Origin of the sequence: Humibacillus xanthopallidus, assembly GCF_044793955.1 — a bacterium.
Lineage (GTDB): Bacteria > Actinomycetota > Actinomycetes > Actinomycetales > Dermatophilaceae > Humibacillus > Humibacillus xanthopallidus_C.
The window spans coordinates 4,323,835-4,336,235 of record NZ_CP084995.1 but is presented as its reverse complement, the minus strand read 5'-3'; the positions used below and the strand labels follow the sequence as shown (position 1 = coordinate 4,336,235).

General features: G+C 71.0%; 11 protein-coding genes. 6 read left to right on the top strand and 5 right to left on the bottom strand.

Features of this window, described 5'->3' with window-relative positions; translation table 11 throughout:
• Positions 1-2 precede the first annotated feature (2 nt).
• Together LG278_RS19560 and LG278_RS19555 are read left to right on the top strand one after the other, a co-directional pair.
• The gene (locus tag LG278_RS19560; protein ID WP_404389279.1) at positions 3-209 is read left to right on the top strand and encodes a hypothetical protein; all 207 of its coding nucleotides are present in this window, start codon (positions 3-5) and stop codon (positions 207-209) included.
• 61 nt (positions 210-270) lie between these two features.
• Positions 271-927 carry a hypothetical protein gene (locus LG278_RS19555; protein WP_404389278.1) on the top strand — a complete coding sequence of 219 codons (657 nt, stop codon included), beginning with the start codon at positions 271-273 and terminating at the stop codon, positions 925-927.
• Positions 928-964: 37 nt separating this feature from the next.
• Here the strand turns inward: LG278_RS19555 and LG278_RS19550 are convergent, their stop codons facing one another.
• The 3 genes from LG278_RS19550 to LG278_RS19540 are packed head-to-tail and all read right to left on the bottom strand — an operon-like array spanning position 965 to position 4,086.
• Entirely contained in the window at positions 965-1,813 is an 849-nt protein-coding gene (locus LG278_RS19550; RefSeq protein WP_404389277.1) for a carbohydrate ABC transporter permease, read from the bottom strand.
• Positions 1,814-1,816: 3 nt separating this feature from the next.
• Positions 1,817-2,686, bottom strand: a complete 870-nt coding sequence (locus tag LG278_RS19545; RefSeq protein ID WP_404389276.1) for a carbohydrate ABC transporter permease — start codon at positions 2,684-2,686, stop codon at positions 1,817-1,819.
• A 53-nt stretch (positions 2,687-2,739) separates the two neighbouring features.
• The gene (locus LG278_RS19540) at positions 2,740-4,086 is read right to left on the bottom strand and encodes an extracellular solute-binding protein (RefSeq protein ID WP_404389275.1); all 1,347 of its coding nucleotides are present in this window, start codon (positions 4,084-4,086) and stop codon (positions 2,740-2,742) included.
• Between the two features lie 269 nt (positions 4,087-4,355).
• Here LG278_RS19540 and LG278_RS19535 point away from each other — a divergent pair, with 269 nt between their 5' ends.
• Positions 4,356-6,866 carry a glycoside hydrolase family 3 N-terminal domain-containing protein gene (locus LG278_RS19535; protein ID WP_404389274.1) on the top strand — a complete coding sequence of 837 codons (2,511 nt, stop codon included), beginning with the start codon at positions 4,356-4,358 and terminating at the stop codon, positions 6,864-6,866.
• 8 nt (positions 6,867-6,874) lie between these two features.
• Positions 6,875-7,927: a LacI family DNA-binding transcriptional regulator gene (locus LG278_RS19530; protein WP_404389273.1), complete on the top strand. Its 1,053-nt coding sequence runs from the start codon at positions 6,875-6,877 to the stop codon at positions 7,925-7,927.
• Positions 7,928-7,994: 67 nt separating this feature from the next.
• Here the strand turns inward: LG278_RS19530 and LG278_RS19525 are convergent, their stop codons facing one another.
• Positions 7,995-8,663 carry a response regulator gene (locus LG278_RS19525; RefSeq protein WP_404389272.1) on the bottom strand — a complete coding sequence of 223 codons (669 nt, stop codon included), beginning with the start codon at positions 8,661-8,663 and terminating at the stop codon, positions 7,995-7,997.
• Positions 8,647-9,855, bottom strand: coding sequence for a sensor histidine kinase (locus tag LG278_RS19520; RefSeq protein ID WP_404389271.1), 1,209 nt, complete (start codon positions 9,853-9,855; stop codon positions 8,647-8,649). The genes LG278_RS19525 and LG278_RS19520 overlap by 17 nt, the downstream gene beginning before the upstream one ends.
• 138 nt (positions 9,856-9,993) lie before the next feature.
• On the opposite strand from LG278_RS19520, the gene LG278_RS19515 reads away from it, so the two are divergent.
• Together LG278_RS19515 and LG278_RS19510 are read left to right on the top strand one after the other, a co-directional pair.
• A complete protein-coding gene (locus LG278_RS19515) occupies positions 9,994-10,977 on the top strand; it encodes a gluconolaconase (RefSeq protein ID WP_404389270.1) in 984 nt (327 codons plus the stop codon).
• A complete protein-coding gene (locus LG278_RS19510; RefSeq protein ID WP_404389269.1) occupies positions 10,974-12,371 on the top strand; it encodes an ankyrin repeat domain-containing protein in 1,398 nt (465 codons plus the stop codon). Before LG278_RS19515 ends, LG278_RS19510 begins: the two co-directional genes overlap by 4 nt.
• Positions 12,372-12,401: the final 30 nt, after the last annotated feature.

The following is a 12,401-nucleotide window of genomic DNA, read 5'->3' as shown; positions in this document are numbered from 1 at the left end:
CCATGCGGTATGCCGTGGAGCTCGTGCTGCAGTGTGTCGGCTGGGCGCTGCTCGCCATCGGTGTCGGCTCGGTGTACCTGTTGGTGACCACAGGCTCGGCACCGGCGCTGGGCTCCCTGCCCCTCGCGCTGACCGTGTGCGTCGTCGGGGCTGTGCTCATCTGGGTCACACGCAGGAGCCTCTACAAGAAGCAGTACCGAGACGACTGACGGTCGTGTCGCCGCCGCCGGCAGGGCGGCGGCGCGGCCGGCTCGACGAGACGGAGGGTCCATGAACGACGCCGCTGGCGGGATCGCGGTGCTGGCCGCATTCGCCCTAGTGATCGCCGTGCCCATCGCCCTGGCAACGCACCGTCGGGCGCCGGACAAGGTGGTGACGACCGGCACGGCCGGCGGACGCACGGGGATGGCCATCCACCCGAGGCGTGGCCACCCCCTCGCCCCCGCAACCGCGTGGGTCGTCGCCCTGGGAGTCACCGGGCTGGGGGTCTACTACCTCGGCTCGTCGGTCTACGCCGCTGCGTTCTTCATCGCCGCGGGCCTCTTCCTCGTCTACCTGATGTGGTCGCGGACCAGCGGCCGCGCTGGCGACGGCACGATCACCCTGACGCCGGACGGCATCCACCAGCTCTGGGCCGGCTCAGAGGTCTCCGTCCCCTGGGACCACGTGCGTGGCCTGGTCACCACCCCCACCGACTTCATCGTGGAGACCACCGCCGCGCCCAGGCAGATCCACCACATGCCGCCCTTCCTCAGTCGGCGCAGGGTCCTGACCGCGGACGCCGTGAGCCTGCCCCGCCGCAACCTGCCGACCCTGCCCTTCCAGGAGATGGTCGAGCTCTATTCGACGAGCCCCGCGGCTCGTGCGGAGCTCGGCACCGACGAGGCGATCCAGCGTGCTCGCGGGATGCTCGCCGACGCCACCTGACAGCAGTGCGAGACACTGCGTCGGGCCGGCTCGAGGCCTACTTCGTAAATCCAGCGGTCAAGCCGCTCAGCAGCTGGCGGCGTCCGATGATGTAGAGCGCGAGGATCGGCAGGGCCGTGAGCAGCACGGCGGCGAGGATCGCCGGGACGTTGATGCCGTACTGGCCCTGGAAGGTCCACAGCGCGAGCGGCAGCACCCGCAGGTCCGGGCTCTGCGTCAGCACGAGAGGCAGCAGGAAGCCGTTCCAGATGCCGAGGGCGTTGTAGATGGTCACGGTCACGAGCGCCGGGCGCGTCAACGGGAGGGCCAGGCGCCAGAGCGTCTGCCACTCGCTGCAGCCGTCGAGGCGCATCGACTCGAAGAGCTCGTTAGGCACGTCGCGGATGAAGTTGGACAGGACGAGCACCGACAGCGGGATCGCGAACGCGATCGACGGCAGGATCAGGGCCAGCAGGGTGTCGTAGAGGTGCAGCCGGATGATGATGAGGTAGACCGGGATGATCGTCGCCTGCAGGGGGATCGCCAGACCCATGAGCAGGATCGCGTTGGTGGACTTGAGGAACCAGTTCGGCCGGCTCCGGATGATGGCGAACGCGGCCATGAAGGACACGAGGACCGCCGGGATCACGGCGCCGACCGTGACGATGACGCTGTTGAAGAAGTAGCGGATGAAGTCCGACTCGATCACCAGCCGGTAGGCGTCGAGCGTCGGCTCGGTCGGCGGCGCAAAGGGATTGGTGATGAAGTACTCGGACTGGCTCTTGATGCTCGTGATGATGATCCAGTAGATCGGCAGGATCACGATGAGGAGCCAGAACCAGCTGAGGGCGCCGCCGATCCAGTTGCGGTTGCGGATGCGGGTGCTCTTCTGTGCGTTGTCGGCCATGGCTCAGGCCCCCTCGAGCTGGCTGGCGGTCTTGTCGCCTCCGCCAAGCCGTCGGAACAGCAGCGCGAGCAGGAGCCCGACGAGGACGAGGATGACGCCGATGGCGCTGGCCGGGCCCATGAGGTTGGCCTGGAAGCCGGTCTTGTACATCTCGAGCGCGAGGACCCGGGTGGCATCGCCCGGACCGCCGGCCGTGAGGACGTAGATGAGATCGAAGAACGTCAGTGAGCCGACGACCATGAGCGTCGACGACGTGATGATCGTGTTCTTCAGCTGCGGCAGGGTGATCGAGAAGAACTGCCGGATGCGGCCGGCCCCGTCGATCTGGGCCGCCTCGTACATCGAGGTCGGGATCTGACGCACCGCGCCCTGGTAGATCAACGAGTGGAAGGGGATGAACTGCCAGGACACGACGAAGACGACGACGCCGAGAGCGAGCTTCGGCTCACCGAGCCAGTCCTGGGAGAGGAACGGCAGCCCGAGACCGGTGCCGATGCCGAAGTTGGGGTCGAGCAGGGCCTTGAAGGTGATCGCGATCGCAGCCGAGCTGAGCAGCAGCGGGATGAAATAGAGCACCGCGAGGAACGCGCGGTACTTCTGTGCCCCTGCGAGGAAGACCCCCAGGAGGATGCTCATCGGGGTCTGGAACAACCAGGAGAGCACCGCCACCTGGAACGTGACCCACATCGCGTGCGGGAGGCCGGGATTGGTGAGCACGGCCTTCCAGCTGTCGAGGCCGGAGGGCACGACCTCGCCGATCCCGTCCCACGTGGTGAAGCTGAGGAGGAGCACGCCGATGAGCGGGATGATGCCGAAGGCGGTGAAGAAGACCAGCGCCGGGACCGCCAGCCACCCGAGCGATCGAGAGTGCACGCTCTGGGCAGATCGGGACGGTGCAGGCCTGGCGGACCCGACGCTGGCGAGGGTCACGAGTTCGTGACCGCGTTGAGGTTGGTGGCGAACTCCTCTGGGGTGATGCTCAGCTGGAACAGCTTGGCGATGTTGTCGAGGAGCGTCTCGGCGGCGCTCGGCGGCAGGGCCTGGTCCCACGACTGCGCGAAGACCTTGGCACCGCTCGACACCCCGTAGAGGAAGTTGAGCCACTCGGCGTCCTCGGAGCCCCCGATGTTGGCGTCGGCGCCCTTGACGATCGGGATGGAGCCCGTATCGATCCAGGCCTTGACCTCGGTGTCGTCGAGCACGCCCGTCGTGAAGAACTTCTTGGCCGTCTCCTTCTCGGCGTCGGTGGCCTTCGACGAGATCGAGAGGTACTGGCCGGGGTTGCCGACGGTGTTCGACGGGTCGCCCTTGCCGCCGGCCACGGGCGGGAAGTTCATCCAGCCGAGGTTGCCGCCCTTGACGAAGTCGCCGCCGTCGCTCTTCATGCTGCCGTACGTCCATGCGCCGTGCAGCATCATGGCGGCCTTGCCGGTGTAGAGCAGGGCCTGGTCGGCGTTGGAGTCGGCCGTGATCGAGGAGAAGCCCTTGATGAAGCCGTTGGCCTTGACCAGGTCCTGCATCTTGGTGAGGGCGGTGATCGCGTCGGGGTTGGACCAGGCGTCCTTCTGGCCTTCGAACGCGGCCTGGAAGACCTCCGGGCCACCGATCCGGTCGAAGAGGAACTCGAGCCACATCATGTTGGTCCACCGGGACTGGCCGCCGAGGGAGAACGGGGCGATGCCCTGGTCGTTGAACTTGGGGACCAGCGCCATGATGTCGTCCCACGACTGGGGCGGCTGAACGCCGACCTTCTCGAAGACCGCCTTGTTGTAATAGAGCACGATCGGCTGAACCGTCTCGCACGGCATGGCGTAGATCTTGCCGCCGACCGTCGCCGCCCCGAACGATCCGGGGAAGAGCTTGTCCTTGACGGCGGCGTTCTCGTCGAACCACGAGGTGAGGTCCTCGACCTGGCTGGCGTCGACGTACGACTTGAGTCCGCCACCGCCCCAGCCCCAGATGATCGTGGGGGCCTGACCGGCGCCGATGGCGGTCTTGATCTTCGTCTTGTAGGCGTCGTTCTGGAATGCGGTCTGGGCGATCTGGGTGCTCGAGTTGGCGGCGTTGAAGCGGTCGACCGCACCCTTGCGGATGCCCTCGCCGGGCTGGCCGGTGAGGTACCAGTAGGAGGCGCCGGAGCCTGCCGCCCCTGCGCTGCCCGAGGCGGTGCTGCTGCTCGGTCCGGAGCTGCCGCACGCGGTGAGAGCAGCTGCAAGCGGGACGCCCATGGCGAGCCCGAGGAAGGTACGACGAGAGGGGGTTCTGGGATCCACGTTGATCTCCACATGTGTCGTGGCCGCGGGACGGCCGGTTCCGGTGTCACCTCGTCCGAGATCTCGGCGACCGAGAACGCGGTCTTTCGCAACAACTTGGTATGTGCGACGATACTTTTCGTAAGTTTTGGGTGTCAAGAGATGTGTCCAGACCGTGTCCATCCTCACCACCGGCAAGGTTCGTGCGTGAAAACCGGTCAGATCACTGCAATAGCGCCCAGTTCGATCTCGAAAACTTTCGAGATCATGGATCAGCAAAGGAGCTCACCATGGTCGAGACGCGCTCGCAGGATGGCACCCAGGACGTCACCGAAACCCCCACCGGCGGGGCGGGCGCCCTCTGGAGGGACCCGGAGCGCAGCCCCGACGAGCGAGTCGACGACCTCCTCGCCCAGCTCACCCTCGCCGAGAAGGTGGGGCAGCTCGGCAGCAGGTGGGCCCTCAACGACATGACGGCCGACTCCGGCACTGACTCCGGCACTGACTCCGGCACTGACGCCGGCACCGCCGCGCCAGCAGGCGCGCCGCCTGCCGACGACGGGCTCGACCCCGACGAGGTGCTCAACGTCGCGCCCATGCAGGACGTCTTCGCCGCCTCCGGCACGATCTCGCTCGAGGACGCCGCGGCACACGGTCTGGGTCACCTGACCCGCGTCTACGGCAGTGTGCCGATCACGCCTGCCGGTGGGGCCGCCGAGGTCATGAAGCAGCAGCGGGTCGTCATCGACGGCTCGCGCCTGGGCATCCCGGCCATCGTGCACGAGGAGTGCCTCACGGGCTTCACCGCCTTCGGCGCGACCGTCTATCCGGCGGCGATCGCGTGGGGCGCCACCTTCGACCCCGACCTCATCGAGCGCATGGCGGCCTCGATCGGCCGCGACATGGCGGCGCTCGGCATCCACCAGGGACTCTCGCCGGTGCTCGACGTCGTGCGCGACTACCGGTGGGGACGCGTCGAGGAGACGATGGGCGAGGACCCCTACCTCGTGTCGATGCTGGGCACGGCATACGTGCGGGGTCTCCAGAGCGCGGGCGTCATCGCCACCCTCAAGCACTTCGCGGGCTACTCCGCCTCGCGCGCGGCGCGCAACCACGGCCCGGTGCCGATGGGCCGGCGCGAGCTGATCGACGTCATCCTCCCGCCCTTCGAGATGGCGGTCCTCCTCGGCGAGGTCGGCTCGGTCATGAACTCCTACTCCGACGTCGACGGCGTGCCCGCCGGGGCCGACCCGTGGCTGCTCACCGAGGTGCTGCGCGACACGTGGGGCTTCACGGGCACGGTCGTCTCCGACTACTGGGCGGTGCCCTTCCTCACCTCGATGCACGGCGTCGCCGCCGACATGGACGGAGCCGGCGTGCTGGCCCTGCAAGCGGGCATCGACGTCGAGCTCCCCGACACCCTCGGCTTCAGCCAGCAGCTCGCGCAGCGGGTCGCGGACGGCGAGCTCAACGAGGCGTTCGTCGACCGCGCCGCCCGGCGGGTGCTCCTGCAGAAGATTGAGCTCGGCCTGCTCGACCCGGACTGGACCCCTGAGGGATCGGTCGTGCGGGCCGACGAGGTGCAGCTCGACTCGGCGGCCAACCGCGACCTCGCCCGCGAGATGGCCGAACGCAGCATCGTGCTGCTCGACGCCGGCACGGCCCTGCCGCTGACCGGCGAGGGCCGAACGGCCCCCGCGACCGTCGCGGTGGTGGGCCCGGCGGCCGACGACCCGCGCACCTTCATGGGCTGCTACGCCTTCCCCAACCACGTCCTGCCTCGCTACCCCTCGCGGGGCCTCGGCATCGAGGTGCCCAGCCTCGCCGACGCGCTCGCCGCCGAGCTGCCCGAGGCGCGCCTGCTCCAGGCCCGCGGCTGCTCGACGAGCGGCGACGACCGGTCGGGCTTCGCCGAGGCCGTCGAGGCGGCCCGGCAGGCCGACCTGTGCGTCGTCGCCGTCGGCGACCTCGCCGGGCTCTTCGGTCACGGCACCTCGGGCGAGGGCTGCGACGCCGCCGACCTCCGACTGCCGGGCGTGCAGGGCGAGCTCGTCGCCGAGCTCATCGCGACCGGCACCCCCGTCGTCGTCGTCGTGGTCTCCGGGCGTCCGTATGCGCTCGGAGAGATCGCAGGTCGCGCGGCTGGTCTCGTGCAGGCTTTCATGCCCGGCGAGGAGGGAGGCTCGGCCATCGCGGGGGTGCTCTCCGGGCGGGTGCAGCCGTCGGGTCACCTGCCGGTGCAGATCCCGCGGCATCCGGGGTCCCAGCCGAGCACCTACCTGCAGCCCCGTCTCGGCGTGGGCAACGACGGCATCACGACCCTCGACGTCACCCCGCTCTTCCCCTTCGGGTTCGGATCGTCCTACACGCAGTTCGAGATCGACGGTCTCGAGCTGAGCGCCGAGCAGATCGCCACCGACGGCGAGGTGACGATCTCGGCGCGCGTCACCAACACCGGTGACCGGGCCGGCGTCGAGGTCGTGCAGCTCTACCTGCGCGACGTCGTGGCGCAGGTGACGCGGCCCGTCCTCCAGCTGGCCGGTTTCGCCCGGGTCTCCCTCGAGCCCCTAGAGTCTCGCCGTGTGAGCTTCACCCTCCACGCCGACCGGACGGCATACACCGGCCGTGACCTGCGACGCATCGTCGAGCCGGGCGACCTCCACGTCATGGTGGGCAGCTCGGCGGGCGACCTGCCCGGCCGCGCGGTGCTGCGCCTGACCGGCGAGACCCGCGTCGTCGGCGCCGACCGTGTCCTCGACACCCCCGTGCTCGTCGGTCCCGCCGAGCACCCAGCCCGGTAGGGCCGGCCGTGTCCGGTTCGAGCACGCGCACCCGAGCGCGGACCACCCTGGCCGAGGTCGCCTCGTCGGCCGGGGTGTCGGTCGCGACGGTGAGCAAGGTCGTCAACGGGCGCACCGACGTGTCTCCCGAGACCCGCGAGCGCGTGCAGGACCTGCTCGACCGCATCGGCTACCGACCCCGCGGCGCCCGCCGCGGCGCCACGCGCCCGGCCATCGAGCTGGCGTTCGAGGGAGACCTGCACGCCTACTCCGCCGAGATCATCCAGGGCGTCGTCGACGCCGCGGCGCCCACCGGCACGCACGTCGTCGTGACGCGGCGCGCCACCGGCGCGCCGCCGGTCGAGGGGCCTCCTGACGACTGGGCCCGCGACCTGGCCGACTCCGGCGTGCGCGCGCTCATCGCGGTCACGAGCATCATGTCCGCCGAGCAGCTGTCCGCGCTTGGGCGAGCCGGGGTGCACCTCGTCGTCATCGATCCGCTCGAGCTGCCCAACGTCGACGTGACGAGTGTCGGGTCGACCAACTTCGTCGGGGGCCTCTCGGCCGCCCAGCATCTGCTCGACCTCGGGCACCGCCGCATCGCCTTCCTCGGCGGGCACCCGCGCGCGGCGTGCAACCAGGCGCGCATGAGCGGCTACCGCGCCGCGCTCGAGCGCGCCGACGTCGACGTGCCCGCCGACTACGTGCGGTCCTCGCACTTCATGTATGCCGACGGCGTGCGCGGCGGCGCTGCCCTGCTCGACCTGCCGGTGCCCCCGACCGCCATCTTCGCCGCGTCCGACGAGATCGCGGTGGGCGTCATGGAGGCGGCCCGCGCTCGGGGACTACGCATCCCCGAAGACCTCAGCATCGTCGGCTTCGACGACACCCAGCTCGCGCGCATGTCGTCGCCCCCGCTGACGACGGTCCGCCAGCCGCTCGCCGAGATGGGCCGGGTCGCCGTGCGCACCGCGCTGCGACTCATCGAGGGGGAGTCGATCGACTCGCACCACGTCGAGCTCGCCACCGAGCTCGTCGTGCGCGAGTCCGCCGTGCCACCGTCCGCGACACCTGGGGCCTGACGGGCCGGGGGCCGGACCCGGCCGCGCCGTGCCGCCGTCAGTTGCAGTCAGCCGACGGCAGCCGCCGTCAGCTGCCGGACCGGATGATCCGCCGCTCGATCGCCGCCGCCACCGCTCCCGCGCGGGTGTCGACGCCGAGCTTGGTGTAGACGTGCGACAGGTGCGACTTGACCGTGGCCTCCGACACGAGCAGCTCTCGGGCCATCTCCCGGTTGCCGAGGCCACGCGCGAGCAGCTCGAGCACCTCGACCTCGCGCTCGGTGACGGCAGGGCCCGGCGAGGCGGTGCGGCGCACGAGTCGCGCGGCGACCGAGGCCGCGAGCACGGTCTCGCCACGGGCCGTCGCGCGGATGCCGGCGAAGAGCTGGTCGGGCGGGGCGTCCTTGAGCAGGTAGCCGACCGCACCGGCCTCGAGGGCCCGCAGGATGTCGGCCTCGGTGTCGTAGGTCGTCAGCACGAGCACCTGCGGCGGCTGCGGCAGCGCGCGCAGCCGCGCGGTCGTCTCGGCACCACCGGGGCCGTCGCCGAGGCTGAGGTCCATGAGCACGACGTCGGGCCGCTGCGCGACGACGACGCGCTCTGCCGCTTCGAGGTCACCGGCCTCACCGACGACGTCGAGGTCGTCCTGGCCGCTGAGCAGGGCTCGCAGCCCGGCTCGCACGACGGGGTGGTCGTCGACGAGGACGACCCGGACGGTCCGCCCCCGCTCGTCCCCGCCGTCAGGCACGACGCCCATCGCGACTTCCATCGTCGGCGAGCGGGAAGCGCACCGACACCGTGGTCCCCTCCCCGGCCCTGCTCTCCACGTCAGCGCTCCCACCGAGGTCGGCAGCCCGATGCCGTATGCCGTCGAGCCCGCGACCTCGGTCACCATTGGCTCCCGCGAGGGCCGGGTCGAAGCCCTGCCCGTCGTCCCGCACGTCGAGCAGCACCTCGTCGGGGTGGTAGGTCAGGCTGACGACGGCGCGCCGCGCCCCGGCGTGCTCGACGACGTTGGCCAGAGCCCCGCGCGTGGAGCGCACGAGCGCGCTCGCCACCGGCGTCGGCACGGCAACCGGGTCGCCGTGCACGCGCACCTGCACGTCGACGCCGTGGGCGGCGCTGTCGGCGACCCGTCGCAGCGCGTCCGGCAGGGCCTCGGGCGCGGCCTCTCCCGAGGCGTCGACGTCGAGACCCGCGGGAGCGAGGTCGCGCACGACGCGTCGCACCTCGTCCAACCCGTCCCGCGCGGTCGCCCCGGCGGCGGCGACGTGCTCGCGGGCTGCCTCCGGTCGCCGGTCCCAGTCCTGCTCTGCGGCGTTGAGCAGCAGGTTGATGCTCGACAGGCCCTGCCCCACGGAGTCGTGGATCTCGCGCGACAGCCTCGTCCGCTCAGCCAGGGCCCCCGAGCGCCGCTGTGCCGCAACGAGATCCGCCTGCGCCACCGTCAACTCGTCCAGGAGCGCCTGGCGTGTGTGGGCCTCGCGCTCGAGAGCACGGTAGGAGAGCACCGTCACGAGCGCGATGCCGACCGGCCCGACGAAGACCGTCGGGTCGAGGTCGTCGGTGATGCGGCTCCACGCCACGCTGACGACCGCGGTCATGACGACGACGACGCTCACGGCATACGGAAAGGGGAGCACCTGCAGCACCGCAAAGGCGACCGGCACGGCGGTCCAGGCGAAGGAGGGCGCGACGAGGGTGAGCGTCACCCAGAGCACGACGACGACCGCCACCCACACGGTCGGCCACGGCGGACGGTCGGCCACGAGCCGCCGGGTGAGGTAGGCAGCCCCGAGCACGACGGCGCCGGCGAGCACGAGCAGTGCTGTCGCGTCGAGGTCGTGGCGCAGCAGGTAGCGCACCGAGCAGGTCGCGAGGAGCGCGAGCAGGACGGCGTCGAGCCACCGGTCGAGTCGCGCCACCGGCGCGAGGATGCCCTCCTGCATGACCGCAGCCTAGGGACGTGGAGCGGCGGTCGGCATCATCCGATCGGCTATCGCGAGGTGGACGGTTGCCCGACGCGGTGGCCCGGCCGCAGCGGTGATCGTGGTGGTGACCCCAGCACGACCAATGAGGAGACTGCCATGACATCCGTCCTGAAGACCCCGACGAAGCGCACCATCGCAGCCGTCGTCGCCGCCGCGACCCTGCCCCTGCTGCTGGCCTCCCCGGGTGCCGCCTCACCCACAGGGGAGGGGCGTCCGGGCACCTACCAGCTGACCGGCGACGAGGGTGGCTCGAAGTTCGAGGGGATCGGCGTCGACGGGGCGCGCGGCCTCTTCTACGTCAGCGAGACGACGGGCGGTGAGATCCACCGTGGCACGGCGATGAGCCCGCACACCGAGGAGTGGCTCGCCGGCAACGGCACCGACGGCCGCTTCACCGCTCGCGGAGTCACGACGGACGACGCCGGCCGCGTCTACGTCGCAGGCGGGCCGAACGGCATCGGCACGGGGCGCCCCGACCTGTGGGTCTACTCGCCCGACGGCGAGCTGCTCGCGGCGCTCCGGGCGCCCGGCGACAACGTGTTCCTCAACGACGTCGCGATCGGACCCGACGGCGCTGCCTACGTGACGAACTCCAATGCGCCGCAGGTGTTTCGGGTCTCGGTCGACGCCGGCGTGTGGTCGCTGGACCGGTGGGCCGACGCCACCAGCACGATCACGCAGGCGGCAGGCTTCAACCTCGGCGGCATCATCGTCACCGCCGACCGCTCGGCCCTCGTCGTCGCCCAGGGTAACGTCGGCGCACTGTGGCGCTTCGACCTGCGCACGGCCGTCGCCACCCGGGTCGACACCGGCGACGCCATCCTCACCGACGCGGACGGGCTCGTGCGCCAGGGCTCGAGGCTCACGGTGGTGCGCAACTTCGCCCGCGCGCTCGCCACGCTCGAGCTCGCGGCCGACGGTCGCTCGGCGGCTCTCGTGTCGCAGCAGTCCACCGACCCGACGCGCGTGCTGACGACCGCCAAGGTGCTGCGCGGTCGGATCCTCTTCGTCGACAGCAAGTTCGACGAGCCGGTCGCGGCCGGCCCGTACGAGGTCGTCACCGGCCCGCTGGCACCATGAGACTCGTGCAACGACGCCGTATGCCGTTCGCTTGGCCGTTCGCCGGGCCCGTCGCCGGTGTCGCACTCTCGGCCGCGGTGGCCCTCACCGCCTGCTCGAGTGGCCCCGCGACCTCAGCAGCACCGGCGACGGGCGGGGCCGGCGTGACGACGCGGCCCCTCGAGCAGGGAACGGCCACCTCGAGTGGACCCGCGACCTCAGCAGCAACAGGAAAGGGCGGTGCCGGAGTGACGACGAGGCCACTCGAGGGTGGGACGACGGGGACGGTCAAGGGGCGGTCGGCGGCGGAGCAGGCGCGCCTCGACGAGCAGCTGCGTGACGCGGCGTGGGCCGATGACGTCGCACGGGCCGCTGCGCTCGTGCGGCAGGGCGCCGACGTCAACGCCAAGGACGACACGGTGCAGTCGGCATACCTCATCTCCACGAGCGAGGGTCACCTCGACCTGCTCCGCCTGACTCTGGCCAACGGCGCAGCCGTCGACGACAAGGACAGCTGGAACGGCACTGGCCTCATCCGCGCTGCCGAGCGCGGTCATGCGCTCGTCGTGGGCGAGCTGCTGCAGGCCGGCATCGACCGTGACCACGTCAACCGCATCGGCTACCAGGCCGTGCACGAGGCCGTGTGGCTCGGCCGCGACACCCCGGCCTACGTCGACACGCTCCGGGTCATCGTCGCCGGGGGAGTGGAGCTCACCCGGCGCTCCCGCGACGAGGGGCTCACCCCGCTGCAGATGGCCCGCGAACGCGGCCACACCCGACTCGAAGGAGTGCTCGTGAAGGCAACGACGACCAAGCCCCCGGCCGATGCTGACGCCGCGCTGCTCGCCGCCGCGACGCGCGGCGATGCTGACGCCGTCGCCCGGGCGCTGCGGGCCGGCGCCGACCTCGAGGCTCGCGATGACCGCAGACGGACGGCCCTGCTCCTCGCCGCGACGGGCGACCACGTCGACGCCGCACGGGTGCTCGTCGCCCTCGGCGCCGATCCCGACGCCCTCGACGACCGGCACGACACGCCGTGGCTCGTCACCGGCGTCACCGGCAGTGTCGCGATGCTCGAGGCGCTGCTGCCGGCCGGGCCGGACCTGACGATCCGCAACCGCTACGGCGGCGTCTCCGTCATCCCGGCCAGCGAGCGAGGGCACGTCGACTACGTGCGCCGTGTCGTCACCACCGGCATCGACGTCGACCACGTCAACGACCTGGGCTGGACCGCCCTGCTCGAGGCCGTGATCCTCGGGGACGGCGGACGGGACCACCAGGAGATCGTCCGCGTCCTGCTCGCGGCCGGCGCCGATCGCAGCATCGCGGACAAGGAGGGAGTGACCGCCCTCCAGCACGCCCGCGCAAAAGGGTATGCGGAGATGGTGCGGCTGCTGGAGGCGCCGGCTCCCTGACGGGGAGGCTTGTCTCTCAACCGGACTCGT

What these genes read in the sequence shown, in the direction of transcription:
- LG278_RS19535 (WP_404389274.1), top strand. Translation starts at nt 4,356, where the DNA reads ATGGTCGAGACGCGCTCGCAGGATGGCACCCAGGACGTCACCGAAACC.
- LG278_RS19525 (WP_404389272.1), bottom strand. Translation starts at nt 8,663, where the DNA reads ATGGGCGTCGTGCCTGACGGCGGGGACGAGCGGGGGCGGACCGTCCGG.
- LG278_RS19515 (WP_404389270.1), top strand. Translation starts at nt 9,994, where the DNA reads ATGACATCCGTCCTGAAGACCCCGACGAAGCGCACCATCGCAGCCGTC.
- LG278_RS19560 (WP_404389279.1), top strand. Translation starts at nt 3, where the DNA reads ATGCGGTATGCCGTGGAGCTCGTGCTGCAGTGTGTCGGCTGGGCGCTG.
- LG278_RS19510 (WP_404389269.1), top strand. Translation starts at nt 10,974, where the DNA reads ATGAGACTCGTGCAACGACGCCGTATGCCGTTCGCTTGGCCGTTCGCC.
- LG278_RS19555 (WP_404389278.1), top strand. Translation starts at nt 271, where the DNA reads ATGAACGACGCCGCTGGCGGGATCGCGGTGCTGGCCGCATTCGCCCTA.
- LG278_RS19550 (WP_404389277.1), bottom strand. Translation starts at nt 1,813, where the DNA reads ATGGCCGACAACGCACAGAAGAGCACCCGCATCCGCAACCGCAACTGG.
- LG278_RS19520 (WP_404389271.1), bottom strand. Translation starts at nt 9,855, where the DNA reads ATGCAGGAGGGCATCCTCGCGCCGGTGGCGCGACTCGACCGGTGGCTC.